This window comes from Paenibacillus sp. LRG-1 (genome assembly GCF_057220305.1).
The window spans coordinates 3,352,265-3,378,126 of record NZ_CM170126.1 but is presented as its reverse complement, the minus strand read 5'-3'; the positions used below and the strand labels follow the sequence as shown (position 1 = coordinate 3,378,126).

At 39.5% G+C, this 25,862-nt stretch carries 39 protein-coding genes and 1 pseudogene; 34 read left to right on the top strand and 6 right to left on the bottom strand.

Features of this window, described 5'->3' with window-relative positions; translation table 11 throughout:
* Positions 1-9: 9 nt before the first annotated feature.
* The 3 genes from ACUUJN_RS14870 to ACUUJN_RS14860 all read left to right on the top strand — a co-directional run bounded on the left by ACUUJN_RS14870 (position 10) and on the right by ACUUJN_RS14860 (position 3,620).
* A complete protein-coding gene (locus tag ACUUJN_RS14870; RefSeq protein ID WP_484668640.1) occupies positions 10-2,163 on the top strand; it encodes a phage tail protein in 2,154 nt (717 codons plus the stop codon).
* 64 nt (positions 2,164-2,227) lie between these two features.
* Positions 2,228-2,824, top strand: a complete 597-nt coding sequence (locus ACUUJN_RS14865; RefSeq protein ID WP_484668639.1) for a stalk domain-containing protein — start codon at positions 2,228-2,230, stop codon at positions 2,822-2,824.
* Positions 2,825-2,927: 103 nt separating this feature from the next.
* Positions 2,928-3,620 (top strand): hypothetical protein, encoded by a 693-nt coding sequence (locus ACUUJN_RS14860; RefSeq protein WP_484668638.1) that lies wholly within the window; start codon positions 2,928-2,930, stop codon positions 3,618-3,620.
* A gap of 75 nt (positions 3,621-3,695) precedes the next feature.
* Here the strand turns inward: ACUUJN_RS14860 and ACUUJN_RS14855 are convergent, their stop codons facing one another.
* Positions 3,696-3,839 (bottom strand): hypothetical protein, encoded by a 144-nt coding sequence (locus ACUUJN_RS14855; protein ID WP_250271250.1) that lies wholly within the window; start codon positions 3,837-3,839, stop codon positions 3,696-3,698.
* A gap of 262 nt (positions 3,840-4,101) precedes the next feature.
* On the opposite strand from ACUUJN_RS14855, the gene ACUUJN_RS14850 reads away from it, so the two are divergent.
* From ACUUJN_RS14850 to ACUUJN_RS14795, 12 genes are all read left to right on the top strand, one after another.
* A complete protein-coding gene (locus ACUUJN_RS14850; RefSeq protein ID WP_452510973.1) occupies positions 4,102-4,521 on the top strand; it encodes a hypothetical protein in 420 nt (139 codons plus the stop codon).
* Positions 4,522-5,091: 570 nt separating this feature from the next.
* Positions 5,092-5,868 (top strand): BRO-N domain-containing protein, encoded by a 777-nt coding sequence (locus ACUUJN_RS14845; RefSeq protein ID WP_484668637.1) that lies wholly within the window; start codon positions 5,092-5,094, stop codon positions 5,866-5,868.
* 29 nt (positions 5,869-5,897) lie between these two features.
* Positions 5,898-6,251 carry a hypothetical protein gene (locus tag ACUUJN_RS14840; protein ID WP_484668636.1) on the top strand — a complete coding sequence of 118 codons (354 nt, stop codon included), beginning with the start codon at positions 5,898-5,900 and terminating at the stop codon, positions 6,249-6,251.
* A 57-nt stretch (positions 6,252-6,308) separates the two neighbouring features.
* On the top strand, positions 6,309-6,530 hold the full coding sequence (locus ACUUJN_RS14835) for a hypothetical protein (RefSeq protein ID WP_484668635.1): 222 nt from the start codon (positions 6,309-6,311) through the stop codon (positions 6,528-6,530).
* Positions 6,531-6,552: 22 nt separating this feature from the next.
* On the top strand, positions 6,553-7,005 hold the full coding sequence (locus tag ACUUJN_RS14830; protein WP_484668634.1) for a phage holin family protein: 453 nt from the start codon (positions 6,553-6,555) through the stop codon (positions 7,003-7,005).
* Positions 6,983-7,939 carry a GH25 family lysozyme gene (locus ACUUJN_RS14825; RefSeq protein ID WP_484668633.1) on the top strand — a complete coding sequence of 319 codons (957 nt, stop codon included), beginning with the start codon at positions 6,983-6,985 and terminating at the stop codon, positions 7,937-7,939. Before ACUUJN_RS14830 ends, ACUUJN_RS14825 begins: the two co-directional genes overlap by 23 nt.
* Positions 7,940-7,941: 2 nt before the next feature.
* Positions 7,942-8,496, top strand: coding sequence for a phage holin, LLH family (locus tag ACUUJN_RS14820; RefSeq protein ID WP_484668632.1), 555 nt, complete (start codon positions 7,942-7,944; stop codon positions 8,494-8,496).
* Between the two features lie 161 nt (positions 8,497-8,657).
* On the top strand, positions 8,658-8,816 hold the full coding sequence (locus tag ACUUJN_RS14815) for a hypothetical protein (RefSeq protein ID WP_413986265.1): 159 nt from the start codon (positions 8,658-8,660) through the stop codon (positions 8,814-8,816).
* A 73-nt stretch (positions 8,817-8,889) separates the two neighbouring features.
* Positions 8,890-9,768, top strand: a complete 879-nt coding sequence (locus ACUUJN_RS14810) for a hypothetical protein (protein WP_484668631.1) — start codon at positions 8,890-8,892, stop codon at positions 9,766-9,768.
* Positions 9,769-9,944: 176 nt separating this feature from the next.
* Entirely contained in the window at positions 9,945-10,532 is a 588-nt protein-coding gene (locus ACUUJN_RS14805; RefSeq protein WP_484668630.1) for a hypothetical protein, read from the top strand.
* Between the two features lie 175 nt (positions 10,533-10,707).
* Complete coding sequence (locus ACUUJN_RS14800; RefSeq protein WP_484668629.1) at positions 10,708-10,869, top strand: hypothetical protein; 162 nt, start codon at positions 10,708-10,710, stop codon at positions 10,867-10,869.
* Between the two features lie 147 nt (positions 10,870-11,016).
* Entirely contained in the window at positions 11,017-11,466 is a 450-nt protein-coding gene (locus ACUUJN_RS14795; protein ID WP_484668628.1) for a NucA/NucB deoxyribonuclease domain-containing protein, read from the top strand.
* 50 nt (positions 11,467-11,516) lie between these two features.
* Here ACUUJN_RS14795 and ACUUJN_RS14790 read toward each other — a convergent pair whose 3' ends face one another.
* Positions 11,517-13,985, bottom strand: a complete 2,469-nt coding sequence (locus tag ACUUJN_RS14790) for a hypothetical protein (RefSeq protein WP_484668627.1) — start codon at positions 13,983-13,985, stop codon at positions 11,517-11,519.
* A 342-nt stretch (positions 13,986-14,327) separates the two neighbouring features.
* Here ACUUJN_RS14790 and ACUUJN_RS14785 point away from each other — a divergent pair, with 342 nt between their 5' ends.
* The 9 genes from ACUUJN_RS14785 (at position 14,328) to ACUUJN_RS14745 (ending at position 19,501) form a co-directional block, all read left to right on the top strand.
* Entirely contained in the window at positions 14,328-14,663 is a 336-nt protein-coding gene (locus ACUUJN_RS14785; protein ID WP_484668626.1) for a YolD-like family protein, read from the top strand.
* A gap of 113 nt (positions 14,664-14,776) precedes the next feature.
* Positions 14,777-15,844 (top strand): thermonuclease family protein, encoded by a 1,068-nt coding sequence (locus ACUUJN_RS14780; protein WP_340958639.1) that lies wholly within the window; start codon positions 14,777-14,779, stop codon positions 15,842-15,844.
* Between the two features lie 93 nt (positions 15,845-15,937).
* Positions 15,938-16,198, top strand: a complete 261-nt coding sequence (locus ACUUJN_RS14775) for a group-specific protein (RefSeq protein ID WP_071558635.1) — start codon at positions 15,938-15,940, stop codon at positions 16,196-16,198.
* Between the two features lie 185 nt (positions 16,199-16,383).
* Complete coding sequence (locus ACUUJN_RS14770; protein ID WP_071558636.1) at positions 16,384-17,016, top strand: hypothetical protein; 633 nt, start codon at positions 16,384-16,386, stop codon at positions 17,014-17,016.
* Positions 16,994-17,548, top strand: coding sequence for an accessory gene regulator B family protein (locus tag ACUUJN_RS14765; protein WP_071558637.1), 555 nt, complete (start codon positions 16,994-16,996; stop codon positions 17,546-17,548). Before ACUUJN_RS14770 ends, ACUUJN_RS14765 begins: the two co-directional genes overlap by 23 nt.
* Positions 17,526-17,672 (top strand): cyclic lactone autoinducer peptide, encoded by a 147-nt coding sequence (locus ACUUJN_RS14760; protein ID WP_071558638.1) that lies wholly within the window; start codon positions 17,526-17,528, stop codon positions 17,670-17,672. Before ACUUJN_RS14765 ends, ACUUJN_RS14760 begins: the two co-directional genes overlap by 23 nt.
* A gap of 15 nt (positions 17,673-17,687) precedes the next feature.
* Complete coding sequence (locus ACUUJN_RS14755; RefSeq protein WP_071558639.1) at positions 17,688-18,083, top strand: LytTR family transcriptional regulator DNA-binding domain-containing protein; 396 nt, start codon at positions 17,688-17,690, stop codon at positions 18,081-18,083.
* A gap of 436 nt (positions 18,084-18,519) precedes the next feature.
* The gene (locus ACUUJN_RS14750) at positions 18,520-18,723 is read left to right on the top strand and encodes a hypothetical protein (RefSeq protein WP_071558640.1); all 204 of its coding nucleotides are present in this window, start codon (positions 18,520-18,522) and stop codon (positions 18,721-18,723) included.
* A 592-nt stretch (positions 18,724-19,315) separates the two neighbouring features.
* On the top strand, positions 19,316-19,501 hold the full coding sequence (locus tag ACUUJN_RS14745; RefSeq protein WP_068942649.1) for a hypothetical protein: 186 nt from the start codon (positions 19,316-19,318) through the stop codon (positions 19,499-19,501).
* A 28-nt stretch (positions 19,502-19,529) separates the two neighbouring features.
* Here ACUUJN_RS14745 and ACUUJN_RS14740 read toward each other — a convergent pair whose 3' ends face one another.
* Positions 19,530-19,886: a DUF6199 family natural product biosynthesis protein gene (locus tag ACUUJN_RS14740; RefSeq protein ID WP_254664506.1), complete on the bottom strand. Its 357-nt coding sequence runs from the start codon at positions 19,884-19,886 to the stop codon at positions 19,530-19,532.
* Positions 19,870-20,304 carry a hypothetical protein gene (locus ACUUJN_RS14735; RefSeq protein ID WP_023989036.1) on the bottom strand — a complete coding sequence of 145 codons (435 nt, stop codon included), beginning with the start codon at positions 20,302-20,304 and terminating at the stop codon, positions 19,870-19,872. Before ACUUJN_RS14735 ends, ACUUJN_RS14740 begins: the two co-directional genes overlap by 17 nt.
* 365 nt (positions 20,305-20,669) lie before the next feature.
* Between ACUUJN_RS14735 and ACUUJN_RS14730 the strand changes: the two genes are divergently transcribed.
* The 5 genes from ACUUJN_RS14730 to ACUUJN_RS14710 all read left to right on the top strand — a co-directional run bounded on the left by ACUUJN_RS14730 (position 20,670) and on the right by ACUUJN_RS14710 (position 22,127).
* Complete coding sequence (locus tag ACUUJN_RS14730) at positions 20,670-20,867, top strand: hypothetical protein (protein WP_023989035.1); 198 nt, start codon at positions 20,670-20,672, stop codon at positions 20,865-20,867.
* Between the two features lie 123 nt (positions 20,868-20,990).
* Positions 20,991-21,266, top strand: coding sequence for a hypothetical protein (locus ACUUJN_RS14725; protein ID WP_023989034.1), 276 nt, complete (start codon positions 20,991-20,993; stop codon positions 21,264-21,266).
* A 30-nt stretch (positions 21,267-21,296) separates the two neighbouring features.
* Entirely contained in the window at positions 21,297-21,509 is a 213-nt protein-coding gene (locus ACUUJN_RS14720; RefSeq protein ID WP_028540714.1) for a hypothetical protein, read from the top strand.
* A gap of 151 nt (positions 21,510-21,660) precedes the next feature.
* Positions 21,661-21,831 (top strand): hypothetical protein, encoded by a 171-nt coding sequence (locus tag ACUUJN_RS14715; RefSeq protein ID WP_155613684.1) that lies wholly within the window; start codon positions 21,661-21,663, stop codon positions 21,829-21,831.
* Between the two features lie 170 nt (positions 21,832-22,001).
* Entirely contained in the window at positions 22,002-22,127 is a 126-nt protein-coding gene (locus ACUUJN_RS14710) for a hypothetical protein (protein WP_023989030.1), read from the top strand.
* A gap of 61 nt (positions 22,128-22,188) precedes the next feature.
* On the opposite strand, the gene ACUUJN_RS14705 is transcribed toward ACUUJN_RS14710, so the two are convergent.
* The gene (locus ACUUJN_RS14705; RefSeq protein WP_023989029.1) at positions 22,189-22,515 is read right to left on the bottom strand and encodes a hypothetical protein; all 327 of its coding nucleotides are present in this window, start codon (positions 22,513-22,515) and stop codon (positions 22,189-22,191) included.
* Between the two features lie 135 nt (positions 22,516-22,650).
* On the opposite strand from ACUUJN_RS14705, the pseudogene ACUUJN_RS14700 reads away from it, so the two are divergent.
* The 5 genes and pseudogenes from ACUUJN_RS14700 (at position 22,651) to ACUUJN_RS14680 (ending at position 25,141) form a co-directional block, all read left to right on the top strand.
* Positions 22,651-23,289 (top strand): annotated as a pseudogene (locus tag ACUUJN_RS14700) (hypothetical protein).
* Positions 23,290-23,571: 282 nt separating this feature from the next.
* On the top strand, positions 23,572-23,829 hold the full coding sequence (locus tag ACUUJN_RS14695) for a YdcF family protein (RefSeq protein ID WP_075154283.1): 258 nt from the start codon (positions 23,572-23,574) through the stop codon (positions 23,827-23,829).
* A 56-nt stretch (positions 23,830-23,885) separates the two neighbouring features.
* The gene (locus ACUUJN_RS14690; protein ID WP_023989026.1) at positions 23,886-24,341 is read left to right on the top strand and encodes a DinB family protein; all 456 of its coding nucleotides are present in this window, start codon (positions 23,886-23,888) and stop codon (positions 24,339-24,341) included.
* 403 nt (positions 24,342-24,744) lie between these two features.
* A complete protein-coding gene (locus ACUUJN_RS14685) occupies positions 24,745-24,963 on the top strand; it encodes a hypothetical protein (protein WP_023989025.1) in 219 nt (72 codons plus the stop codon).
* A complete protein-coding gene (locus ACUUJN_RS14680) occupies positions 24,917-25,141 on the top strand; it encodes a DNA methyltransferase (protein ID WP_370671133.1) in 225 nt (74 codons plus the stop codon). Before ACUUJN_RS14685 ends, ACUUJN_RS14680 begins: the two co-directional genes overlap by 47 nt.
* Before the next feature lie 116 nt (positions 25,142-25,257).
* Here the strand turns inward: ACUUJN_RS14680 and ACUUJN_RS14675 are convergent, their stop codons facing one another.
* A complete protein-coding gene (locus ACUUJN_RS14675) occupies positions 25,258-25,809 on the bottom strand; it encodes a MepB family protein (protein ID WP_484668625.1) in 552 nt (183 codons plus the stop codon).
* Positions 25,810-25,862 lie beyond the last annotated feature (53 nt).

Genomic DNA, 25,862 nt, shown 5'->3' with positions numbered 1-25,862 from the left:
AGGTGGATTATGCCTACTCCAACTATGCAAATGTTTGATAAAAACATGCGGCGCGTTGGGACGCTAGTAGATAGCTACGACATTCAGCGGCGGCGCAGGATTAACAGTGATTATGAATTAACCTTCATGGTTCCAATGACCAGTGAAGACTATAGGGAGAAGATAGCAATCAAAGGCCACGTTCAAGACGAGCGTGGCCAATTTTACGTCATTCAGTCTCGTAGCCGATCACGCGAGGGAAAAAAGCTGACTGCCAATATTTATTGTAATCACGTTATGTTCAAGCTCAATGATTACAAGTTTCCATATGCTTCATACATTGCAGAAGCCTATGGTATCCATATCAATCAACTCACAGACCTGATTACAGCTGCTACAGGTGGACGGTTTAAGTTTGTTATTCACGACACATTTGATTTGCACGATGTTAAGGACTTTGGGCGAGGCAATTGTCTTGAAGCGCTTAATAAAATCATTCAGATGTATGAGTGTGAAGTCGAGCCGGATAACTTTGTAATCAACCTTAGAAAAAAGATCGGGACTGATAGTGGGCTTCAATACAGACTCAAGAAGAACATCGTATCCAGTTCCTTCAAAGACAAAGGCGAGTCTCTAGTGACGCGTATGTTCGCTCAAATGAAGGATGGACGGACGTTTATTGGCATGGATGCGTCCAAGCTGACCGACGAGGAGCGAAGCTTGCTTTCTGGTGTACCGGGAACGATTGTAAATGGGAAGCTGGCTGTTAACTATTTAATTTCTCCTTATGCTCATTATTGGGCAAGTGATTCCGTACCGTTTTATGATGGAGAGATTATAGAACAGGATATAGAAGAACCGGAAGACTTGCTGAAGGCTACACGCAAGGCTCTTGCTGAACAGGAGAATGTAACGCTGGAGGTAACTGTATCAACAGCAGACCTGTTTAAAATTGACAACTCGGAACTGGAGCCGCATTTGGGTGATGCTGTAATGTGTATTGATCCAGCGATGGACATGAACAAACTCAAGGCCCGAATCACAGAGCTTACAGAGTATCCGTATAGCCGTGACAAACACAGCGAGCCTACGATATCCAATGTCAATTTACGGGACTATGCCGATATTATCAGTGACTTGGAGAGAAGCAAAAACATTGTTAACAACTCATTTAGTAACGGAAAGATCCGAACAGAAGTTTTTGAGGCCTATGCCAAACAGGCTGTCATTGATATCAATAATAGTAAAACGGAATTGATTTATCCACCAGAAGGCGGAATATTGGCTCAAGAAAAGACAAATCCATTGGAACAAGTACGTCTGACCTCAAAAGGGATAGGCATATCAACAGATGGTTGGAAAACGATCCGTGCTGCTATAACTGCTCGCGGAGTATTGGCAGAACAGATTATTGGGCAACTTGGTAGCTTCGTTTCTTTGGTTATTGGTAGCGGTAATAATGTAACCAAAATCAACACGAATGGAATTAGTGCAGGGAATGACGATTATACCATTGCGCCATTCCGAGTAGACATGCAGGGGAATGTTGTAGCTCGTTCGATTAAGTTGACTGGGCAGATAGATAACTCAGAAATGAACGCTTCAGATATAAGGGCTAGTACAGTTAATGCAAGTACCATACGAGGTAGTAAACTGATTGGTAATGAAATAGAGGGCGGTATTATTACAGGAGCCTTGTTCCGTACAGCAAAGGAAGGCCGGAGGATCGAAATAAACTCTACTGGTCTTACTGCTTATAACTCCCGTGGAGGAGAAGCTGTTTCATTAGGTCAGTATAATGATGGTGGCGGCTTATTGTTTATGGATGATGGTTCGCCAAGAGGAAGCGTCTACGGAGATAGAGAAGGGTTTCATTTAGGCAACATGGGACCTGTTATCATCCGATCAGTTGATGATGCTACTTATTTAAAAGGACCTGTGGATTTTTCTGAAGCGTTTGTGAGCGGACTTGCTTTAGAGGTAGGGAGCATTAATGGTCTCGAAAATAAACTTAGAGATTTACGTAACGATATTGACAAAATACATGGAGATTTGTTTAATGGTTTGATCGTTAATGCAACATTCGACCCTGGTTCCAGGAATCTAAAATTGTTCAGCCAAGGCAAAACCGTGGCTACCGTTAATATTCCTGCTGGTGGAAGCTCTAGCAGTTCGACAACATAATGTTTACTGCACCTCCTACCAATGGTAATATTAGGACATATATACTATGTAGGAGGAACGTTTCATGAAAAAATGGTCTTATTTGCTGGTTTTACTTAGCGGGATGCTAATCGGTACGGTTATTGCCACAGCTGGTAGCGCTTTTGCGGATCAAATTAAGTCAATGATTGGGCAGACAGTAGCAGGGGAATATACAGTCAAGGTCAATGGCAACTCATTATCAGAAAACGCAATTGTTGTTGACGGAAAGGCGCATGTTCCGCTTCGCGCTGTCACCGACTCTTTGGGGGCGAATTTAAAAGTGGACGGAAAAACGATTCAAATTGAATCATCGGATAACTTTTCTTCAAAACAAACTGCTGATGTGATACAGTCTGTTTCGAATAAGTACCAAGGATGGCCTGTCTCTAAACTGGAAGTTAGAAAGTCGGAGCTTGAGAAATTTGTAATTGATACAGAAAAAGATAAAGAAAACTTGCGAAAAACTCTTGAAAAATACAGCAAATTTAGAGAAGAATACGCAGGAAATAAAAAGGCGATAGACACTCTGGACTCCAATACAAAAGGCACGGAAGAAGTATTACAAGAAGCTGAAACTAATATAGCTAAATATAAGACTGAACTAGAAGAAATAAATAAAGCTATAGCTTCACTGAAATAAAATCCGTAGTACTACCGTAATAACCAAATTATATACTTATATGCAGAAGCCCTCTTTAAAACAGAGGGTTTTTGTATGAGACTAAAGGAAAGGGAAGTGTTATATGGAGAACTTTATAGGCTCAATTGTCTTTATCTTGCCCGGATTCCTAATGTATTTCTGGATTCAATCATTTGGTGTTAACCCAGTAGTAAAACACACACCTGGAGAATTTACGGCAGTAGCTGCTTTGTTGTGGTTGCCAACTTCATTTGTGACCCTATGTATTTACAATGGAGTAATGTACATAGCAGGAGCTGAAATGGTTTGGTCACTAGGGGCATTAAAGAATCATGCGAATAGCATTTTCTTTCTTGTCGTGTTTCTGATCCTAAGTGTGGTTGTGAGCTTCTTCATGAGCATGTTGTGGGTCAAGTGGGTGCAGCCCTATCAACTGAAACTCATAAACAGAGTGAGAAATTGGAGAAAAGTTGCCAGTCTTTCGAAGAGTGCTTCCGTATGGGATGAAGTGTTTGGAAATAATGACGCTCAGGTTGTTGAGATAGGGAAAATGAACAAAGAGGGCGAACCAGTTATTGGGTGCATTAATAAAGCGTCCCGAACTTTTGAGCCGGAACGCTACTTGAATTTGGATGATATTCAGTTTTTCACGGACTTGGTTAACAGACACCGCATTCCTGTGTCTCAAATATTCTATGACACAAAAGCTGGCACTTACATTAAAATTTTTGATGCGGCGTATATAAGACATGCTCAATATGAGGATGAAAAGTCTATTTCCCCTTCGGTTGACTAGGAGTAATGCGGGCGCTCTCCTTATCAATAGATCGTTGCTCGTCACCTTGGTTGGATTTGCGTAGTTGAAGGTTGCTCATTTTTTATCTCCTTCTGATGATTTTGATGTATCTGTTTCGCCACTGCTCACGAGCTTGTCCGCATCGGTTAGTCTGGCGGACATTTTTTCTACGGAACCTTGGATATAAATACGCCGAGGTTCTTCTTTTTTATCTGTCACAAGAACCCTCCTTTCGCTTTCCAAAATTCGACATAAGCATAGAAAATCCTCTTTTATCCGTAGTGCCAATGTACTAAATAGAAGATACAATGCAGATATAGAAAAGGGGCTGTCCAAAAGTAGTTTTTCTTACGGAAGGGCAGCCCCTTTTTTATCGGAATTCAATTTATCTCTTTCCCATTTTTATGGCATAAATGGATACCATTATATTAGGTGATATTAAAAGCCATTCACCAATATGAGAAACAAGGAGGTTTTATTCATGAAAGGAATAAGGAAAATTTTTGTTTTAACTTTAATGCTAACGTTAATGCTAGCATTAACGGTACCAACATTTGTTCAAGCAGCAACGTGGCATACAACACCACTTTCAGGAAAAAATACATCGAGTGCTGTATCCAGATCTTTCCAAGCTAGCAGAGGTGATATCTTCATTTTATGGTCAATTGATATACCGCTTGGAATCGGTACGCCATCCGGGTCTTTCACGCTTCAAGAGTATTTAAATGGTACATGGACTACAGTTGAAACAAAGAATGTAAATACAAGATATCCTTTTAGTGGAGGCACGTTGACTTGGGATAATCGGGATGCTGGCTTAAATACATTCAGGATAGTATTTAAGAGCAATAATGCAGTATCGAGCGTAAGTGGTGACATACACTATTTTTTAGATCAATAATTTTCAAGATCCGCGCGGGATACCGAGGCCACTGAAAAACTAGCCTTTCTTGGTAAACGTACGAACACATGTCAAAAAAGACGACGTCCACTCGGTTTCTTCCGAATGGACGTCGTCTTTTCTCACTATTTACTTAGCTTTGGTCTACTCCATCAGTTTCAATATTCGTTTTAAATTGACGGTGAATATCGTCATGGCTCCTTGAATTTCCATGCTAATCAAACCCGAGAGGACGCAACGTCGTACTGTCCAGAGAAAATAAAGTACTAGACTGGAGATTTGATTTGACGCAGTTTTATGGTTACAAAATCGTCAGGGATTGAGAAATAAGTTTTAGACTAGGAACGGTACACAGAGGCTGAACCAGGCCCTTAAACTTCCGCATTGGACTAAAGTATGACGTAGTACCGCCTATTGGAGAACTGTTAGTCTACAACTTTATATTCACTGAACAATATTTTCCTTGAAAATCCGCAGCGTTATAGCAACAGAACCAACTTAAGATATAAGTATGAAAGCCTCTGATAAATCAGGGGCTTATTTTGTGTTCAAAGAAAGGTGAGATTAGCAATGGATATACTTACAATTCACGGAGTAAGAGGATTTATTGATGGAAACGGCACGGCTCACTTAAACATTAATGATGTTTCACGCGGGTTGGGGTTTACTCAATTCAAGAATGGGACTGAGTATGTCCGATGGGAGACTGTTAATTCATATTTGCTTGAATTTGGTTTTTCCCAACTTGTTGGGAAAGAAGATTTTATTCCTGAAAACATCTTTTATCGACTCGCAATGAAGGCCAAGAATGATGTTGCTGAAGCATTTCAGACTAAGGTAGCGGATGAGATCCTGCCTTCCATCAGAAAGACCGGAGGATATGTGGCGAACGAAAATGCATTCATTGAGACGTATCTCCCTTTTGTAGATGAGCAAACCAAAGCTATGTTCAAGCAGACACTAACGGTAGTAAGGCAACAAAATGAAGTAATCAAATCCCAGCGTGAAGAAATTGAATATAAAGAAACGGTCATTGTGGGACTGGTTGATGATATCGACCTTGCTGCTAAACGGCAAATCCTAAACAGGGTTGTTCGTAGAGGCGGCAAAAAATATCAAGAACGTTGGCGTGAGTTGTACAAACAATTCGAGATGAAATATCACATCAATTTGTCTGCTCGGTTGGAACGCTATAACGAAAATAGAAAGCCGAAGCTGAAGAACAAAATTGAATATATCGACAAAGTGATGGAAAAGATTCCAGAGCTTTATGAAATTGCGGCAAAACTATATGAGAATGATGTGAAAGAGCTTGCTGAGGAACTGTATGAATTGAACGCAAGATAATAAAACCCACATGAGAGGCGATGTTTTTAATGTCAGATAAAATGATTGAGTCTAATCCAAAGGAAATTGTGCGCCTGTTTGAAATCATCAATCAGTTCGGATCGACCTGTAGTTTGGAGTTTCAAATTGAGGGACAAGCCGATCCGCTGATGGGAATGGTTGATGAAAAAATCATTCCTGAGTTTTATGAAGGAGATGGTACTGGAGTTGCAATAGCTTTGGAACTCGGAACCACTACTTTTTCTTTTGAAATCGAAAAACATAAATTTTCGAAACATATATCCGAGATGCAGTTCACCATATGTATTGTAGGCTCGGGATATGCAGTTTGGTTCAATAGCGGTGTAATTCCGCCAGAAGGTATTTCCATAGCAAAACAATGACGGCAAGACACTTTTAATAAGGTGTCTTTTTTTCGTTCGAAGGAGGTGATTGAACCCATGGCAAAGATAAAATCTACATTGGATATACAACTAGATCTAACCAGACCTGTTGAGGATTTGACTGAGGTTATTTCTGCTGTCATTGCTTCGCAGCCAGTACGCCGGAAAGAAATACTTATAGGTTTGGATATAGCGGTAGGAAATGCATTAGCAGAGATACAGGCCCAAGAAGAAAAGAAACAGAAAGTAGACGAAGGTAGCTCAGGAAAAGTTTCCTGAACGGAGAGACGGGGGAAGCAAGGTGGATAAGTGGGAGGTTTTTAAGTTCAGCACTGCTTTAGGAAGTAGCGCTGTGACGTATTTTTACGGTGGGTGGTCGGGAGTATTGGGGGTGTTACTTGCTCTGGTCATTATTGATTATGTGACCGGATTATTTGCGGCTGGCGCAGAAGGTAAGAAGGGTACCGGACCCGGTTTGAAAAGTAAGATTGGTCTTATCGGTATCGCTCGAAAGGTATTTATTTTTGCAATGGTAGCAGTATCCCATCTAATAGATGGAGTCTTAGGCGATTCGCACCTATTCCGGGATGCGGTCGCCTATTTTTATATGGCAAATGAGCTACTGTCCATTTTGGAGAATGGTGGCAGACTCGGCGCTCCTATCCCGCCTGTGATCCGACAGGCCGTAGAAGTTTTAAAAAGTAAAAGTGGTAAGGAAGGAGAGAAAGAGGATGCAACGACGAAACAGCCGTAATGCAAGAGGGATTGACGTATCGCGTTATCAAGGAAAGATTGATTGGAAGGCGGTCAAGGAATATGGTATATCTTTTGCTTTTATTAAGGCCAGCCAGGGGCAACGTTACGTTGATCCTACATTCACCACGAATGCAAAAGGGGCCAAGGCAGCAGGCGTGTTGCTGGGTGCCTATCATTTTTTAGATGCCACAAGTGTTGACGCAGCGAAAGGGGAAGCACGACATTTTGCTGATGTGTTAGATCAGGTAGGCGGTGCAAAAGCGCTGGATCTTCCTGCGGTGATGGATTATGAAAACAACCCCGGCAACCTGTCCAAAACGCTTATTAGTGCTGTAGCGTTGGCCTTCTTGCTTGAGCTGGAGCGACTTACAGGACGCAAGCCCATTATCTATACAGGCAATCCATTCGCAGCTAATTTTAACGCCTCCTTGGGCGGTTATCCATTATGGATAGCCCGGTATAGTGATACTCGCGTCCCAAGCGATACAGTGACGTGGAAACGTTGGGATATTTGGCAATACAGCGACAGCGGCAAGGTAGCTGGGATAAAAGGGAACGTGGATATGAATGAGTATGATGGTACGGCGGACGAGCTGCGTAGTCGATTCGGCGCTGTTGTCCCTACACAAGAGACAGAATCCGTTACACCTGGCATATTCCGCGTCAACGGAAAAGAAGCAGGAAAAGCGCTTCTGTATGGTTCCAGAACCTATGTACCGCTGCGGTCTTTGGCAAATGCCTTGGGCGTGTCTTATCGTTGGGACAATACCAGCAAGGAAGCCTATTTAAATGGGTCCAAGCTGCAAACTGTCCAACTTGTAGAGGGTACAGCGTATGTGCAGCTCAGACCAATTGCTGATGCTTATGGGGCGGTAGTGTCTTGGGATTCAAAGAATAAAATTGCATCGTTGAAAACGGAAGGGGATAAGTAATCATGCAAACAATTATCGAAACTGTACAACCTTACGTAAATACCATCGCCACAGCCGCTGCGGGTGTGCTTACAGCGTTTGTTTTAGGAGGTCTGAACAAACTCAAGACTAAGGTTAACGTGTGGCTAGAAGCGCGTACAACAGCGGCACAGCGAGAGGTAATCCATAAAGTAGCAGGGGAGGCATTTGCACTTGCTCAAACAGCATTTAAAGAAGCGGGAGGAGAACGTAAGCTTCAGGAGGCTTTGCAGTATGCTTCACTTACTCTTTCTAATCAAGGTATTGTAGTATCCCAAGTAGAGCTAAAATCCGCGATTGAGAAAGCATATCTGGAGTATAAGGTCAAAACAAAAGCGGTACTCGCTACTGAATTACAACCTAACGAAGAAGCTACTCAAGCGGCTGCTAAGGAAGCAGTCTCTTCTTTAGCTGCACAAGTCACGGCTATTCTATCTCAAGCTACTGGAGCTGATACCGTGGCAAGCGCGACGCCTGAAATTCATCAAGATACTGCTCCAGCACCACAGGCGAATGTAACGGGAATAGCAGTAGAGTAAACGAATGAAGTAGTCCCCTGCCATAAGACCTAGCAGGGGGTTATATTTGTTATGAAGTGGAATAATTGTGTTTAAGTATAAATAAATATCAAAATAAAGAAGGAGTTGAACAAGCCGTGGAGAATAAGTCCTATACACTTTATTCTAAAGGAGATATCGATATGGCAGTTAATGACTGGGTTGAAATCAACTATGCTTCCGAAGAAAAATTTGTAGGCCAAACAGCTCAAATTGTAGCAATAAAAGGATCGAACGTCCGATTAACAACGGACGAAGGAGAATGTTTTTGGACTGATGCAGAAAATGTCTCAATTTGTTAAAAAAATACTATGAAAAAAGACCCATCTTATGGTATGATTTTCCTAAATCATAACTAGAAGGTGGGTTTTTTGTATGTCAATGGATTTTGTCGTATATCAAATTGCAACGCCTGATAACCTGGTTTCAAAAGAAAGGGAATTTTTTGAATTTCTTCGTACATATCCTATTCAACAGGAAGAAAGAGAATTATACTATTGTATTACTCAAGACATAACAATGGATAACTCAATAATAACCGCTAGTTTAAGCCAGGAGCATTCCCCTCTCACTGATTCGTTTAATGAAGAAAAACAATTATATCCACCTGATGATACGCCAGCAATCCATACTTTCTTTTCCTTTGATCTGAAAGAGAAGTTTCTTTTATTGCAATTAAGAGAATATTCACCATCAAATTTAGATAAAGATATTACCAGGAATCGTCTAATGAGAATTTTGAATGAGGCGTTTATAGCGGTTTATTTCCAACAAATGAATCCTATCCCTACCGAAAAGGAATACAACCAAGACGAATTGGTAGACCTTTTTAATGAGAATAGAGTGAGTATGTTAAGAGTTCGCATTGGAGATAACGCACGATTGCTTAGGAATGATACAATTATTTTTGAGGATGACAAGTTAAATGCTGCTTGGACAAAAGCATGGAATGAGGATGAAAGTAACACACATGAAGTCACCTTAAAGGCGCCTGGGAGAAATGGAGAAGGAGATTTAAGAAAATCACCATACGCTAAAACTTTGCTTGAAATACCAACAAAAGATATCGAGGAACTTTTTTATTGGGATAGTGTAGGAAAACAACATAAAGTCACAAAAAATGGTTATAAGAGATTTAAGGTCAATGATATTGATTTGCATGCACATCCTATTACGGCGATCAGTTATATAAGTTCTCAACTTTATGCTAGAAGAAATGAGCTAAGCCAATTTAAAGTGTTGGTTGAATTTTAGTTTTGAATGTTTGCTCAGAAGAATGTTTAAAATATCGGCGGCACCCTGTTGGCTTAAGCTAGCGGGGTGTTTTTATTTTTAGTGGGTAATTTGAAATGGTTCGTATTGACTATTTCACTTAGTCCTGTAATAATCGTGCATAGGAAATATAAGTAAATATATATGTAGGTGATGAATTGAAATATACTAAAGAAATTCTAGAAGATAAACTAGATGCTACGATAAAAGAGATTCTTGAAACGTGCGATGTTCGTAGTCGATTAAAATTTTTAAAGGAATGTGAAAGGGTATATAAAAAGCTTTCTAACGTAAAAGAAGAAGATTCTAAAAGTTTATTCCTTTTAAATATAGAGTTGAGTAGATTGAAGGTTAAATTTAGTTCTTCTCCCGAACTAGAAACTACAGATTTATTCAGTAAGTTTTACTTGATTATATTGTTATTTGCCTTCACTTTTATCTGGGCTTCTGGTAATGATTTTTTTACGATGTTCAAGACCTTTATGATTTATTTGTCAGTTAGTGTATCTGGAGCTATTTTATTTATTATTACCTCCATTTTTAAAGATATAAATGAAATAAGCAATAAACTTATATTAGCCGTTATTATAGCCTTTGTATTTATTAGCGTACTATTCATTAATACAGATAAGCCGTTTGACATGGCTAATAAGAATGTTATTGTTTTCGTGCTTGGGTATAGTTCAGAGTTGATCACGACAATTATGAATAAATTGATAAAAAAAATAGAGGCTGTTTTTAAGTAAACGGGGACATTGGGGGTTATCAAGATGTATTACACTAGTATCTGCAGAGTTACCCAGAACCATTATTTGTACTGATAACAAGCATACTGAAGCACCGTCGTGCAATCCGAAAGCATCGGTGATACCCTACTAGCTAAAGCCAGTGGGGTGCTTTTACGTTATGGGAGGTGTTATTTTGGCCTTTGATTTAATACCATTTATACTTAACATGATGCTTATCCTCATTTCTTTTGCTGGTGGTGTTCTATTGTTAGGAACATTGTACAGGGGATATACACTGCTGGGTTTACTTATTGCCGAGAAAAAGAATAAGGACAACACTGAGAAAAAAATATAGAATAAAATAATCTCCGTCGACAGTTAAGGTTAGTGGAGGTTGTCTTACGTTTCATTATTTGGGCAATAGTAAAAGTTTATCATCGGTGATACCCTGCTGACATACGCTGGTGGGGTATTTTTCTGTTTTATAGGGGGAGGAATACATATGTTTAAGTGGATATTTAGCGTACTGATTACAATCCTATTGGCTGGTTGCAGCCTGCAACAGCAGGAAGTGGTTAGGCCCAGCAAAACAGCTCCTGTTGCGCCTCCAGTTACACAGGTATCGGCAGACACGGTTAAGCTTGAGTTTCCGTCAGAGCGCTATCCCGAAACAGCACAGCATATTAAAGAGGCTATTGCAGCCGGAAAGTCACCAGTATGCACCATAGACCGCGAAGGAGCCGACCATAACCGGGATTTATCATTGAAAGGTGTACCCACCAAGAAGGGCAAGGATCGCGACGAGTGGCCTATGGCGATGTGCTCCGAAGGTGGAGAGGGTGCAGACATTAAGTACATAAGTCCAAAGGATAATCGTGGAGCTGGATCGTGGGTTGGTCACAAATTGGATGAATATCAAGATGGAACGAAAGTTGAATTTATCGTTAAATAACAAACGCCCCTCTTACCGTATTGGTAAGAAGGGACACTTTAAAAGTCATATCAAAATGGCAAATGTGGTTTAGGTGGCCACCAAGACGGTAACTTAGGAATTTTTATAGTACCATTTTCCCTGATGATCTCACCAGCAGCATTGAAAATGGTCTCTCCCCAATTCCCAACCTCATCCCACACCTTCAAGATCTTTTTACCATCAGCCTGTTCCACATAATGTTTAAGTTGTTTTCCGTTTGAAGAGACCTTCATAATATAGTCAATCGTAATTACAGGATGCCATTTTTCAATAGTAAGCACATCCTCTAATGAATGGTTGATCCTTACAATCATTTTTTCAGCTTCTCCTGTTTTATCGGACCAAACCCCTTGCCAGTATTTATAGTTCCCTCGGTTATAGTATATTTGGGTTAATCTCTCCCTTAGATCGATAGATGTTTTAAATTTCAATTTATCATCCGTCATACTGCTGTCTTGCCATACTTGTTTCAAGTAATTTAAGTATTCTAATTTTCTTGATTTCCACAATTCAAGTGATGTTATACCATCATTATCAATTATAAACCTTTCGATCATTTCATCTGCTTTTCCGGTTGCATGCGACCAGACACCACGCCAATATTGATTAACAGAATCCCATATCTCTTCAACAAGCTCTCCATTCGATAATATCTCAAGGGAATATTTTAACGTATTGAAGCCCCACATATTCTGCAGTACAAAGCGACCACGATTAAATAATGCTTTTGAGTACTCTTCTCTATCGTTCCACATTTCCCTGACGGTTTCTCCACTCTCGTTTATAAATTTTCTGGCATATACACCAGTATCCTTGAAGTTCTTTATTATGGATTGAATAAACCCGTTGTAAGCTTTTTCCGCTTCATTAATAAAAATATTCAAATCTAAACTTGTATTTGCTTCCACTGGTGCACCTTTTTCAGTTAACCCGGCTAGAACTAAGTAATCAAGCCGGGAGGATTCTCGGTTTTTTCGTGGTTCATGATCAGGTTTTGTAACCCATTCAATATATGGAGTTGCTCCATAAGCAAACTCCCACCAGTGGCCAGTATCTTCGCTTTCAAATCGAGTGAGGTGATCGAGCACAGTGGATATATCATTGGCTAACCAGGCCCAAAGACCATTCGGATTATTATCCTTTTTAAGTGCATCAAAAAAATCTTGAGTAGGGATTTTTAGCAGCAGTGTTATTTCTGGACGTACTTCAAACTCTGACATGAACGACCAGCAGGAATAACTGACTCCACTTGGACCCATTTTCGTCAACATCAATTGAGTTCCAAGGAACGTAACGGCCTCTACCCATATAGAGCTATTTAACCAAGGTAGAAGGCTATTCATAGCTGTATTTAATATCGTTTTCCATTCGGAGGGCGGAAGAATTTCGAAAGCATAAAGAATACTGTCAATTACGTGCTCTCGAAAAAACTCAGCTTGGGAAGTTCTATATTCATCGAGGGTAATGCTTTGATAAATGTAGTCTTGTATACCCCGCTTGAATCGATCGACAACATACTTACGAAGATGATCGGGGATACCTACTGTAAAGTTTCCCTCAACTTTGCCATAGTTCCATTCCTTAGGACCTAATTGGACTGAATAAGGTTTGTCAAACACTAATTGTTCTAAGACATAGTTAAATACTTTTGCCATTTCATTGGCAATATAGGGAGCAATAAATTGAATGATTGTGTCCTTTAGGCCATCACTCATTCCTATTGGCCAAATATCCCAATTCTGAGTCTTAACGCCCATTAAATTCGCGACATTTCGGAAAGTGATTATTTCATGAGGCAAGAGTTGAAAAGACTCCAGTCCTTTATACATAACTCGTCCGCCGTCAAGATCATAAATATACTTATAGTATTGCTCTCCATTAATTATTTCGTAATCAAATTCATTGTCTAAATAGTTGTAGTGGGTTCTCCACTTAGAGTTTTTCAATAGATAATCTGACCATTTTTCAATTAGTTCGCGAGCTTTACTTCGAACGCCATAATCACTATTAGGACATACAAAGGAGTAATAACATGCTGCCACTATAGCTCCGAAGCTATCTTTTGTCAGTGGACTAAAACGTATGAAATCCCCTTGCTTAGTGTACTCACCCTTTAATATATGACGAATAGGATGATCTACATAGTTTCGGTCTTCATTTCCCCAACTATTCAAAAGGGTGGTTAAAAACATTTTGATCTTATTGTTTGTGTTTCGGGACTCCCATGTATCTTTATGATAATTCCCTGTTGCTAACGCTACTATAGCTATTGCGGTAAATAATGATGCTTCGCCAAGTGTTGTTGGCATACCATCTCTGTACTCGACGATATAACCATACTCGTCAAGAAATCCTCTTGGGTTGTCACTGTCGTCACGCTCGTTAAGTAGTTCTTTCCGGACTTTGGACAGGTAATTATAAAGGGACAAATCCTGAAACTTAAAGATACTTGGGGGCATTAGCCTTTCTCCGTAGATGGATGAAACTCCAACACTCATTACAATAACCTCCTTTTATTTGCTTCTTATCTTTTCCTTTTTGAGGAATACAATACAATCGTTTTAAAGGGAAATGTTTTCATTTATTAATGTGGTTCAAAAATTTAGCGGAAAGCTTGAACTTGGGAAGAAACACCATTGCTAAGATGGGAAAGGGAGAGTAAGTGTCGCTGGAGGTAATAGACAAAATATGTACTTATGGGCTGCAAATAGGTACTATACAGAATATTAAGCCTCGGATTAATCTGAGGTTTATTTTTTTGTGTACTGGAAATCATATCCCTTGTAAGGAACGTGTGTTCGTTTTATAATTTGGGAATAACACATCAGGAGGCTACATACATGTCTAAAAAATTAGAAGAAAATGGCTTGTGGGAAAGCAGCCGGATTATCATACCGGAACACAAGGAAGCATACCTGAAGCTTATGAAGGATCGCCAGCGGCGCGGTAAACCCGAATTGGATGATCAGGAAGTGCAGCTAATTGAGCAGGCTCTAATAGAGTCCTACAACTCACGCCAGCCTGTTAGCGTGACTGTTTTTAGCCCGTTCGACGATACGGTTATGACTGGTGTAGTTACGTCAATTAACACGGCGCGTAGGGAAGTAAAACTGTTTCGTGGCGAGGATGATTTTAGTTGGATCAAGTTGGAGGATATCATTTCAGCAAGTATCTAGCAGATAAATCTAGAGAATAGCAAAATATTCGTGCGATTATTGTAATAAAAGTGTATATATTGGAAAATGTACATGGTATATTTATCCTAGAACTAAGTGCCTAGGAGGATATCATGAGAAGTAATGGAAAGGGAAAGATCATAGTAATTATCTTTGCAGTAATTATAGCTGTTGCGATTATTAAGTATTTAGGATTGCTTATTATCGCAGGAGGGCTTGGCTACTGGGGTTATAAAAAATATCAGAATGCTAAGAGAGCAAATCAAAAAAGTAAACTAGCTATAGTTTTATTTTCACTTGCCGGAATTTTCTTTCTAGCGTTCATCGGCAATCTGTCTAATGTTAAGCAGCAGGAATTAGCGAATAAAGTACCAGCTGTTCCAGCTAAAGTAGAACAAACTTCTGCGGTGCCTACTACAACTAAATCTGAGCAAACTTCAAACATTGTTTCTACCTCAGCATCTAACGAAAAGGCGGATTCTGAACAACCAAAACGTATTCCTATAACTTTAATAGCGGGAACGGATGGAGATACATTTAAAGCATCAGTTCAAGGGAAAGAGGAAAAGATTCGACTACTCCTAGTAGATACGCCAGAAAGCGTAAAACAGGGTACACCAGTCCAACCGTTCGCAAAAGAAGCTTCGGCTTTTACGCTGAAGCAATTAAAGCAGGGTAATCTTTCCCTAGAGCTTGATGTTTCAGAACGAGATAAGTATGGTCGTCTACTTGGTTATGTATGGGTTGGAGATAAGATGTTGAATGAAATGTTAATCGAGAAAGGTTATGCTCGGGTGGCCTACATAAATCCTCCAAACGTTAAATATGTCGATCAATTCAAGGAGATTCAAGCTACTGCTCAAAAGAGTGGAACAGGCATCTGGAGTATTGAAAACTATGCGCAGGAAGATGGATTCAATCAGAAGACAGCTCAAAAGGCAACTGCAAAGACTGAATCTAAAAGTAATGATTCAAGTGTAAAAGAATCTAAGCCTAAAGTAGTTACTCCTAAAAAGGAAGTCGTCCAAACTTATTCTGAACCAAGAGAATCATCAAGCAATGTATACTATAAAAACTGTTCTGCGGTTCGTGCTGCTGGTGCCGATCCAATTTATGAAGGTGAACCAGGTTATAGTAGGAAACTGGATCGTGATGGTGATGGAGTAGCTTGTGAAAGATAATCTTTGTTAAAAACTATTCCTCGGTGCATATCCGAGGAATTTTTATGATTTCATTAATTAATACTACACTCTACAAAAAGAGGGATGAGAATTTTGATTGAGATTAGTATAGATGAAAAGGAAGCGAAAAAACTTATATTGAAAAAAGTTTCGGAGTTGGTGGAAGTAGTTGATGCTGAATATATATTTTGGGATACAAAAGAATTGAAGAAGAGAACTTGTATGAGTTGGAATGCAATCCTCGATACCTTTTTTTACGATCCGAGATTTATCAAACGGAAAATAGGGAGGAAATGGTATTTTCCGGCTCGTGAAACGAGAGCCTTCTTAGAACAATGGCTTTTAGAACAATAGATATTTTAAGAGGCTTGTCTATAAGGTTATTTTTGCTTGAATTTTATATAACTTCACGTAAAAAAATTACCTTACATATGCACAATTTATACCAAATTACACTGCTAATTGGATTGCCACTCATTGGTAGCAAATGTAGTATTAAAAGTGTGCTTGTTACCAATTATGCGAAGGGGTTATGTGATATGTGGGAGCCTATAAGGTTCTTGCTTTTTTCAACTGTAGAAACTTTTGCAGCGTTCGTTTTAATGTTAACTATTTTCAGAGTTAGGGCATTAGACTATGTATGGCCTGCATTGTTTATTGGATTAATAATGAATTTGCAGAGCTTTATTTTGAGGGAAGAGACATCGTTATCTTTCTTTGCTCCAACCATAAACATTATATTGTTTACATTATTGATAACCACTGTTGTTAGAATGCCAATTATTTGGGCAGCTATAATATCCATTACAGGCACATTTCTATATACGTTATTCCAAGCGGTAATTATATTGATGCTCTTTGGTACATTAACAACTGAAATGCAGACTTCAGCAGAAGGATCATTGGCGCAAGCAGTAACTAGCGCATGGGTGTTAGCTGTTTCGTGGTTTCTGTATAAATTTAATATAGGCTTTACAGCAGATTATGAAAATCTCCGTTTTAGGTGGGAACATGTACTTGTTGTTATCTTAATAATCGGGGTACTAGCTGCTTGTACATTTATGTTTTACTTTAACAATTTCTTTCTGAGTATTTTATTCATAACCCTAGCATCTGTAATGTTTTTGTATTATGCATTAAAAACGGAGCGTGATTACCATAAAAAGTCTTGACTCCATCGCTCTAGATATAGCAACACACATCAAAACTGTTGTCCCCGATCATCCAGCACCCGTAAATGTTTTAAAACATGGGATAGCCGTTACGATCAACACAGTTTCAATTGTTTTGCTAACTATTGGTATTTCAGTTTTTACGGATAAGATACAAGAAGCTGTGCTGGCAATGATATCTTTTTCGATGCTACGTCAAACTGTAGGAGGCATACATTTAAAGAGCAATATAGCGTGTATTATTGTATCTACAGTTCTACTTACCGCTTTATCTTTTGCAAGTTTTAATTACAATTGGATCGTCATTACTTCGATAATAAGTATTGTACTTGTCTTGGTTTACGCACCATCACGGCTAGAGGGGAAGACACGCATATCAAAGCGACACTACCCATTGCTAAAATTTTCGGGAGTTGCAATTATTGCACTTAATTTGTGGTTGGCTTTACCGGTAGTAGGCGCTAGCTTTTTTGTTCAGAGTTTAACACTAATAGGAGGAGGTGTGAGAAATGAAGAAAAACAAACTGAGTAAAGTAAAGGCTGGTATGTATTACAATATTGCTGCAATGCTAACAACACTTGCTGTTGCGTCAGTTAGCACAGCAAGTCTTTCTTGGATTCATAGCCCCGAGCCACCGAAAGAATTGTTGAAATAAGCGAGGAATGACAAAATGCTAAGTTTAACAGTATCGGCAGACCCTGGAGGTATTGATCAAGGCGAAAACGTACAAGTGGATAAGGTTCTTTTTATATCTAAAGGGCGTAAGAGAGACCAGATTTTAGTTCACACATTTGAAAAGACTTACTACATGATTGGAACCCTTAGACATTGGGAAAACTTTTTGAACAGTAACGGATTCCGTTTTTTGAATGTGGACAGAAGTAACACTCTTAATGTAGAAAAAGTAAAAATCGTTAATGGTATTTTCAAAGATGCTTACTTTGAGTGTGATATAACAAAAACCTCAAAAAGGTGCCCTATTGCGTATCATCGGTTTGACGAGGTTATAAAAGAGATGGGTTTCATTAATTCAGACATAATATTCACGGGAGTTGCTACTAGATAGCAACTCTTTTTTTGTTGAAAATATTGTATTTAAATGTCGAAAAATGATACACATCCAGCGCCTGAATTTATGTTGCCAAAGAACCTAATAATGGGATTTAATATATGTTAGTGGATATAATTCTTAAACAAGGAATAAAGTAGAGGAATGGTGAATGTTATTGCTCCGAAAAAACTATAATATGGGAAAAGTGATTACTAATTACTACCCATTCGTATAGATCTTTCATCCTACAACCGAAGAATTGAGCAGCGTGTACATATCTTTTAGATTTTATTACCGTCATTTCTTAGAAGTGAGAAATAATGCGCTGTCGTCAGTAGATCTTCGCACATATTCCGTTGGGATCCAACTTTTCTGTTTTAGAAGGAAGTAAATAAGATTTTAGCTTGTCAGTAAACAACGATTTAATTATACGATTTAGGAGAGGTCTATTATGGTAATTTTATTAAATGAAGAAAACCAGATGAAAATCAAAGGAAATGATACTTTTACTTATTCTGTTGAAAACGGAGGTATTAAGGAAGTACAAGTACAGTCAATAGTGAATGAAGTTTGGAGATATGGCGGGAAAGAAATATCACACGAACAACTCATAAAAATACTAAATCACATAAAAGTTCTTGCATCACAAGGATAAAAAATAGCTTTAGCATATGACCACTAAAGCTATTTTCTTGACCGCATTTTGACCGCGCTTTTTAAAGATTTAAGTGTATTTGAAAGTATATTGATAATCTGAACATAATATATTTTGCAGTATATTCAAGAGAGAAAATATGTTGAAACCCAAAGGAATACTGAGTGCTTTTGTATCGCACCCAAGTGCATCAATGGGAACGTGATCAATATCTGACTCTTTACTAAAATGGGAATCCCTTGGCGCTCTAAGCGTTGAGGGATTTTTTTTTGTGTGTGTAATCCATCCGTCATTTGAGACTAATTAGTTCTCCCCACAATCTCCCCATAAAAAAATATTATTGAAGAAGACTCCCGGTAAAAGACTCATATTTCTCCATGCTATTCATCTCTATTTTTTTGTAGATGTGTGCATAAACGTCGGCTGTGAAAAAATTTCAAACTAACGTTGAATGCAAATATGTGTTGGATGCCTTGAAAGTCTTAGAAAATGAAGTCATTACACTCGGGTATACTGGCTCTTCTAAGCTACTCACACTCCAAAGTGACGAGTCGAGTTTCTACATTGTTCTTCCTTATAGGTGGCTGGTTAGATGAGTAAATACTATGCGAGAAAAATGATTTTTACTACTTACTACAGCGGCAGTCGGTCTTTGAAGATTAAGGAAGTTCGTTTGCTGGAAGCTATGGATGAGAGACAGATTTCTGTTTTTGAAAACGTGAGCAGTGACATTTTGGGAGTCGCCGCCAAACAGCAAGTGCCTTATGGATGTGGGTAATTTGAGGATTGAAAACAGATAGTAGAACTTACAGGAATATAACCAAAAGTCCACATGTTAAAAAGAAGAACCCAAAGAGAATCGATACAGAGCCTCTAAATTTCATGTCATCAATGTAAGCATCACTTGGTTCTGAGTCACCTTTGATCTTCCAGGCTTCGTTTGCACGCCATCCCCAAGTGGGATTTCGTTTACTTAAAATACCAAGCGAGAAAAAAATAATCGCAATAAGAATAAGCATGAATCCCATTGGATCAGCCCCTTTAAGTAAACTATACCAAAAAAGAACGACAGATGGAAAGTATCGTCCCTCAAGGACGGATAGAAGAAAAATAAGAGGGCTTTGCCCTCCATCTGAAGGTGTAATTTTAATCTGAATAGGCAACCGCGTTAAAACTTTCTATTCCTATTCGGGTGGCATCCGCTGTGCAAAATAGATATAAGGTATACACCAATTCATTTGATGGTGGTAGAGGGACATTGTAATCGGAAGCATTAATGGTGACGACCTGCACAGCGTTGGGATTTGCCTCGGAGACACTAACAGAGTAAAGGGCATAAGCAACAGGAGAGTCGAGAGTGCCTCTAACAATAGAAATAGCAATAACGGAGTCAAATGGTGGAGTAGTGGGAAATGAAAGCTCAGCAATCCCTGATAATTGTACACGCATATTTTCCCCAGCGCCCGTCACGTCTAAGCCAAGCTCTGCAATGGCTACAGGAGTATTGGCTGGCAAGGGAATTGAGATTGTATTACCATAGCTTGCATTTTGAGATGTTCGAGCATCTAACAATCTAGTCATTATCTCATCTCCTTTTTGATAGTTTATGCAGAAGATATCAGTGTTGAGGGCTTGGTGAGCACGCTTTGTGCTTAACTACAACATGAAGCCGACAAAAACAATTTTTACTGTGACACGGTCGATCGGTTTGGAATGATCTTGTTGCTAAAGGGTTAGCTACAAAACGAGGCGGATGGGATGAGAAAAGTGCATATTTTCGCCTGACATATGAAGATGCGAAGACCGTTTATACAAAGCTAATGCCATGAAAGTATTTTGGAGCATTGCATTAAAAGTTTTAAACCCATAGGGGACAAGAAGGAGGGGCAACTTTCCATAAGGGGGAGAGACACAATGCATCCCCTATACCAAAGGAGAGATAACCCGTGAGTAAATACAAAGTGTATGAAACAGTAGCGGTGAGACAGTTGGTTTATCTAGAAGAATACGAAGGGAATAGAATGCGTGAGATCGGAGCGCAGATTCGGTCTGAAAAGCCCAATATGATCATAACCCCACAAGAAATAGAAGAATTAGGGGGATTAGAACTGATTGACATAGATATTAGACAAATATACCTATAATGAGCGATAAGCACAGTGAGGTAATACACCTCAAACGCTACATAGAGCGGTTTTACGTGGATGAGGTAGGGAGTAACCACCAATACAATACGCTCACCCAGGAACGTTGGAAGGATGATAGATATGAATGTGTGGCCGATATCGGCTATTAAACAAGATGGTAAGTCCAGATGTGCCAACTGCGGAAAGCCGATAAGCGAAGCTAGAGAAAAACTTACAGGCAGGTTATACGATGGGGAGTTTGCTTGCTGTCGGGAATGTGATGATGAACATGAAGAATTAGGCAGCAGCCCCATTGAACATGGGATAAGATATCGTGATTTGAATATTAAGCCTATACAGGGTGTCGGTCACACGGCACCAAAGGGAGAATATATAGATGAAAATCGTAGTGAATAATGAGCAGGAAGCGGACACGAATATTCGATCATGGACTTGATCAAATCAGAAAAGGAAAAACAAGAAGACACAGAAGACTTGCAAGGAGAAGATTTTCGCATTTTGGCAGAAGGATTATTTTGGTCAGAACTGCATATTGAGATTGATCGAAAAGAAGAAGAACTGAAATTTCGAAGACGACGATTGGGTGACAGGAGAATGCATACACTGTGGTACTCATACGACGGGAAACAATCGCGATGAAGATTAACCTATAGTGAGTGGAAAGCGATGGATTCTCCTGAATCGCGGGCTACTTGGCGATGCGAGGATTGTTACAATCGTCTATGTCCGTGCTGCTCAGAACGTCTTATAGGAGACGATGAAGACGACGAATGCTGGGGGAGGAACAACAATGACAGATAAACCAGACTGGGAAAAGCGAATGGATTACTGGATACTGGAAGCCGAAAAAGAAAAAAGTTGGGTAGATGATATAGAAAAACGGTTGTATTTTTCGAACACCGAAAATGAAATTATTGAAAGGAAACATAAAGGTACTCGTCGATACTCAAAAGGAATCTGAATCCCTAATACAACAAAGGATGCAGAGATAGCCAGACTAAACGGGTCACTCATGAAAGCCTTCCAGCTGTGGACTGATTATTTTAATGCACCGAACGCAGAGGGCAAAGCGTGTATTAATATCGAGTTATCTAAAGTGTTTGCGAATGCGGCGGTCAAGGAGGATGCCACATGATACGCGCATATACCACTATATTAGCTGCTGTACTGTTGTTTATAGGTGTAGTACAAGTAGATAGGTATATGTTGATTGAGACTGTGCCGGCAAGCGAGGTGAGGATTAAATATGGCAAATAATAACGATGAAAAAAGTAAGCACCTTTGAAAAAAAGTGCTTACTTTAAAGTTAGTTTTATTATTAAGGGAATATTTTGTAAATGTAGCCTTGATATAATGGGCATACTTTGTTGTTGCCTTTTTGTTGCCATTTATATAAATTAATATTTCCTCCAAATCCTCCTGTCATGTAAAATTTTTGAGTTGGAACTGTCGATTTCATATCCTCTTTAACTGTTGCACCTCTGATGCCACTTACCCATTTTTTGTTCCCTTGAGGCGGATCATATGGTGACTGAGAAGAAATATTTGCTGAAGTTGGGGCTTGTTCTGCAAAACCTAAAGACGGTACAGACAATGCCCCAAGAAGAACTGTGCCAGCAGCCAAAGCAATAATAGATTTTCTCAAAAGTAAAGCCTCCTTAGTTTGTTTTCTTCGTATGCAAACTATGGTGTAAGGTAATTATAGTGTTTTGATTTACATATATATACCAAAAATAACGATTTCACCAAATTATCACATTATATAAAGGAATGATAAACGATGAATGACGATCAAATGTGTATAGTTAATAGTCTTGAAGATGAGTCTTCTGATACACAAAAGATAATCCAGGTAAACTTTTTTTCGGACATTGAGCAGGAAGATATTCGAAAAACAAAGTGGCTTCTTAGTAAGTATGTTGATATGATCGAGGTGATCAAAAACTATGAGTTTGCTCTCCAGTAGATTGAAAACGGAATGTATGCGTATGAGTTACTTTCCGCCGAGGGGGCAATTGCAAAACGAGAGTCAGGTCAGGAGTTAACGGCAGGTGTAACAGCAAACGCTGTAATCCTAAAGGACAAACGGCATATGAATTACAAATTCTATCAATTCATCACAAACAATGTCCGCTTCGCCGTAAACAACATGAGGGATCCACACGAGGGACTTGCTGCTAAGCTGCTGTTCATAGACGGTAAAAAATACCTCAAGGCCCAGCAGTATATGGAGAAGGGATACAGAAAAGATGTGCCTAGTATCTCAGCCACGACATTTGCAGTTAAACGACGACGAGCGATTGTAAATATAGCAAACAGTCTTAAAATTAATCGGACTTTGGATTTTGTGGTTATTGACTATGGTCGGGGCCGCAACAAGGAAGGTGAAATCGGACTTAGGATGCCAGAAGTAAATTAGACCGTAAGGGCTTAAGCCTTTGCGGTCTTTATTGAGGTGTCAGAAGAAAATAAAGTAATAGTCTTACGATGTTTCATTAAGCTAACGGTCAGTAAAATTTAACCAAAAAGAGAATAAATAGTCTTTGAATACTTCGAAAATACCGGATTCCAGAGGCGTTAATACTGAGGAGTTCTTCATATGTCATTCCCCTTTGAATGTATTAGTAATTTTATGTTTTTCTAAACGGAGTTGGAACAGTCAGACATTATATTAATTCCAGAAGCAAGTCATCCACAATTAATGGAAAGAGTCGCAACATTGTACCATAGCGGTATCGCTCAATTTATTCTACCTTCTGGTGGTACGACCCTTCATGTAGAAACAACCGAATGGGAGTTTCTAAAAAATGTCGGGGTAGCGTTAGGAGTACCTTCAGAATCATTACTTAAAGAAGATAAAGCAACTAATACCTTTGAAAATGTACGTTTCTCCTTGGAAGTGTTACAGCAACAAGGAATTCATCCAAAAAAGGTTGTTTTAGTTCATTCAAATGATTAAACTAACGAATAACAGTAGGTTCAAGTAATCGATGAAACGAAGAGGGGGGAACCGAAATGAAGACGATCAAGTGCATGATGGACCACCTGTACTGGGCGGACGAACGCATCTTGGACGTGCTTGAGAAGAGTGAGGTGAAGAACAAGGACCTTCTGAAGCTGGTTCGGCATGTCGCGGTCGCGGAACGAGTCTGGCTGTCCCGATTGCAGGGCAAGGGCAGCGCGCAATATTCGTTGTGGGAGGAAGCGGAAGACCTGACGGCGATCCGGACGATGTTCGAAGAAAACGCCGAGCAATATCGCGTCTATATCGAAGGGTTCGAGGAATCCGAGTTGGACGAGATGATCGACTATGCGAACCAGAGCGGGGTTCCGTTCCGAACGTCCGTCCGGGACATCCTGTCGCAGGTCCTCTTACATGGGCAATATCACCGGGGGCAGATCAACCGGGCACTTCGGATCGAATCGGCAGAGCCTGCCCAAGTCGATTACATCACGTTCGCGAGGCTCTAACAGGGCTAATAATCACCATTACTCGGAATGGGATTGGTATTGAACTAACGGGACACGTTAGTTTAATGGAACAGCGACAGTCTAGGACCTTTATTTTTTCATCCTTGGTTGTCGCTGTTCTAATTTCTAAGGTCAGTCTAAAACTTATTTTATGGAGTTTTCTTCGAACAATAAAGTTGTGTACTAGCGAGTCAACTACAATTATTTTCCCCTGTGCGATATACAATAAAGTTGTGTACCAAAATCCAATATTTGCGATTTATATTTTTTTTAATATTCTAAAAATATGTACGTTAAACCCTTATAAATATGTTCTCCTGTCTTTAACTTTTCAAATATTTCTTTACCATAATACCGCTCTCTATTTAAACCAAAGCAGCCGTCCTGATTTTAGCAAAGCCTGATGACACTTGTTCATCAGGCTTTTGTTTCTACTAAGAAACATACTTTTGTTATTGTAGAAAGAAAATTTGAGGATGCTATGAATGCTGCTTCCTTTGGTTGGGCACAGTATCGTTTTAAACATGAGCCGATCTTTTACGCTCATCTGAAAAGCAAGGCTCCAGCCCGATACGGTGATCGGAACACAGACTACGGTATGGAAGGCTGGTCTTCCTGTTGAGGAACCGCTGCCTAGGACAGTATGGGAAGTTTCACGGGGCAATGTAAATAAGTATGTTCACCCCACTCAGATGCCCCTTGATCTACTAGCTATTCCCATTATGAATAGTAGCCAGCTTAGTGGCGTAGTTGTCAATTTCTTTGGCGGCAGCGGCTCTACCCTTATGGCCTGTGATTAGCTTGACCGCTGTTGCAGGACCATGGAACTGGACCCGGTATTTTGTGATGTGATTAAAATGCGATATCAGCAGGCAACCGGCATGGAGCCGGTACGTCTTTCTAATGTTGCAACACATTATTCTAAATCGTAAAGTACGTTTGCACGAGAAATGTCTATTGGTTCGTTTACAGGTATGTTAAGAAAATACTTTAACTGCCATGTCTGAGTTTTTTGAGCCTGAAGGCTTGTAGGCGTGTCCCATGGTGGATAAATACGTATTGCTCTTTTACCACCTTCACCTTTGTTAGATAATATTTTATGTTTAATCAGAATGGATTTTGGGAATACAAATTGCCCCAAGCTACTGTCTTTACACATAACCAAAAAGTCGATTGGATCTGATACGTCATAGGGTTGTATTGATCCATCCCCAATTCTCTTATATATAGTCACAAATTGCCCGATCTTTTTTGGAGTTGTCTTTGCAATACGGAATCGTATAGAGTGGGCATTTAAATTAAAGAAGTAGGCCCCATAGTCAGAGTTTTGTTTTTCTGGAATTGGTCCAGTACATTTAAAATTGCATGGATTATAAACTGAAACTTTAGCGGCAAGCAGGTCGGTATGAATCTTATCAGATGCTGTCCAAGAATTTTGGTCACCAGAAGATATTTCTTTGTTAACCATTGTTATTTATTCTCCCCCATATATAAAACCGTTGTTTAACGTAGCATTCACTA

Bases quoted from the DNA above. Each gene is read 5' to 3' on its own strand.
- ACUUJN_RS14870 (WP_484668640.1), top strand. From the start codon at position 10: ATGCCTACTCCAACTATGCAAATGTTTGATAAAAACATGCGGCGCGTT.
- ACUUJN_RS14865 (WP_484668639.1), top strand. From the start codon at position 2,228: ATGAAAAAATGGTCTTATTTGCTGGTTTTACTTAGCGGGATGCTAATC.
- ACUUJN_RS14860 (WP_484668638.1), top strand. From the start codon at position 2,928: ATGGAGAACTTTATAGGCTCAATTGTCTTTATCTTGCCCGGATTCCTA.
- ACUUJN_RS14850 (WP_452510973.1), top strand. From the start codon at position 4,102: ATGAAAGGAATAAGGAAAATTTTTGTTTTAACTTTAATGCTAACGTTA.
- ACUUJN_RS14845 (WP_484668637.1), top strand. From the start codon at position 5,092: ATGGATATACTTACAATTCACGGAGTAAGAGGATTTATTGATGGAAAC.
- ACUUJN_RS14840 (WP_484668636.1), top strand. From the start codon at position 5,898: ATGTCAGATAAAATGATTGAGTCTAATCCAAAGGAAATTGTGCGCCTG.
- ACUUJN_RS14835 (WP_484668635.1), top strand. From the start codon at position 6,309: ATGGCAAAGATAAAATCTACATTGGATATACAACTAGATCTAACCAGA.
- ACUUJN_RS14825 (WP_484668633.1), top strand. From the start codon at position 6,983: ATGCAACGACGAAACAGCCGTAATGCAAGAGGGATTGACGTATCGCGT.
- ACUUJN_RS14820 (WP_484668632.1), top strand. From the start codon at position 7,942: ATGCAAACAATTATCGAAACTGTACAACCTTACGTAAATACCATCGCC.
- ACUUJN_RS14815 (WP_413986265.1), top strand. From the start codon at position 8,658: ATGGCAGTTAATGACTGGGTTGAAATCAACTATGCTTCCGAAGAAAAA.
- ACUUJN_RS14810 (WP_484668631.1), top strand. From the start codon at position 8,890: ATGTCAATGGATTTTGTCGTATATCAAATTGCAACGCCTGATAACCTG.
- ACUUJN_RS14795 (WP_484668628.1), top strand. From the start codon at position 11,017: ATGTTTAAGTGGATATTTAGCGTACTGATTACAATCCTATTGGCTGGT.
- ACUUJN_RS14790 (WP_484668627.1), bottom strand. From the start codon at position 13,985: ATGAGTGTTGGAGTTTCATCCATCTACGGAGAAAGGCTAATGCCCCCA.
- ACUUJN_RS14785 (WP_484668626.1), top strand. From the start codon at position 14,328: ATGTCTAAAAAATTAGAAGAAAATGGCTTGTGGGAAAGCAGCCGGATT.
- ACUUJN_RS14780 (WP_340958639.1), top strand. From the start codon at position 14,777: ATGAGAAGTAATGGAAAGGGAAAGATCATAGTAATTATCTTTGCAGTA.
- ACUUJN_RS14770 (WP_071558636.1), top strand. From the start codon at position 16,384: ATGTGGGAGCCTATAAGGTTCTTGCTTTTTTCAACTGTAGAAACTTTT.
- ACUUJN_RS14760 (WP_071558638.1), top strand. From the start codon at position 17,526: ATGAAGAAAAACAAACTGAGTAAAGTAAAGGCTGGTATGTATTACAAT.
- ACUUJN_RS14755 (WP_071558639.1), top strand. From the start codon at position 17,688: ATGCTAAGTTTAACAGTATCGGCAGACCCTGGAGGTATTGATCAAGGC.
- ACUUJN_RS14750 (WP_071558640.1), top strand. From the start codon at position 18,520: ATGGTAATTTTATTAAATGAAGAAAACCAGATGAAAATCAAAGGAAAT.
- ACUUJN_RS14745 (WP_068942649.1), top strand. From the start codon at position 19,316: ATGAGTAAATACTATGCGAGAAAAATGATTTTTACTACTTACTACAGC.
- ACUUJN_RS14735 (WP_023989036.1), bottom strand. From the start codon at position 20,304: ATGACTAGATTGTTAGATGCTCGAACATCTCAAAATGCAAGCTATGGT.
- ACUUJN_RS14725 (WP_023989034.1), top strand. From the start codon at position 20,991: ATGAATGTGTGGCCGATATCGGCTATTAAACAAGATGGTAAGTCCAGA.
- ACUUJN_RS14720 (WP_028540714.1), top strand. From the start codon at position 21,297: ATGGACTTGATCAAATCAGAAAAGGAAAAACAAGAAGACACAGAAGAC.
- ACUUJN_RS14715 (WP_155613684.1), top strand. From the start codon at position 21,661: ATGACAGATAAACCAGACTGGGAAAAGCGAATGGATTACTGGATACTG.
- ACUUJN_RS14710 (WP_023989030.1), top strand. From the start codon at position 22,002: ATGATACGCGCATATACCACTATATTAGCTGCTGTACTGTTGTTTATA.
- ACUUJN_RS14695 (WP_075154283.1), top strand. From the start codon at position 23,572: ATGGAAAGAGTCGCAACATTGTACCATAGCGGTATCGCTCAATTTATT.
- ACUUJN_RS14690 (WP_023989026.1), top strand. From the start codon at position 23,886: ATGAAGACGATCAAGTGCATGATGGACCACCTGTACTGGGCGGACGAA.
- ACUUJN_RS14685 (WP_023989025.1), top strand. From the start codon at position 24,745: ATGACACTTGTTCATCAGGCTTTTGTTTCTACTAAGAAACATACTTTT.
- ACUUJN_RS14675 (WP_484668625.1), bottom strand. From the start codon at position 25,809: ATGGTTAACAAAGAAATATCTTCTGGTGACCAAAATTCTTGGACAGCA.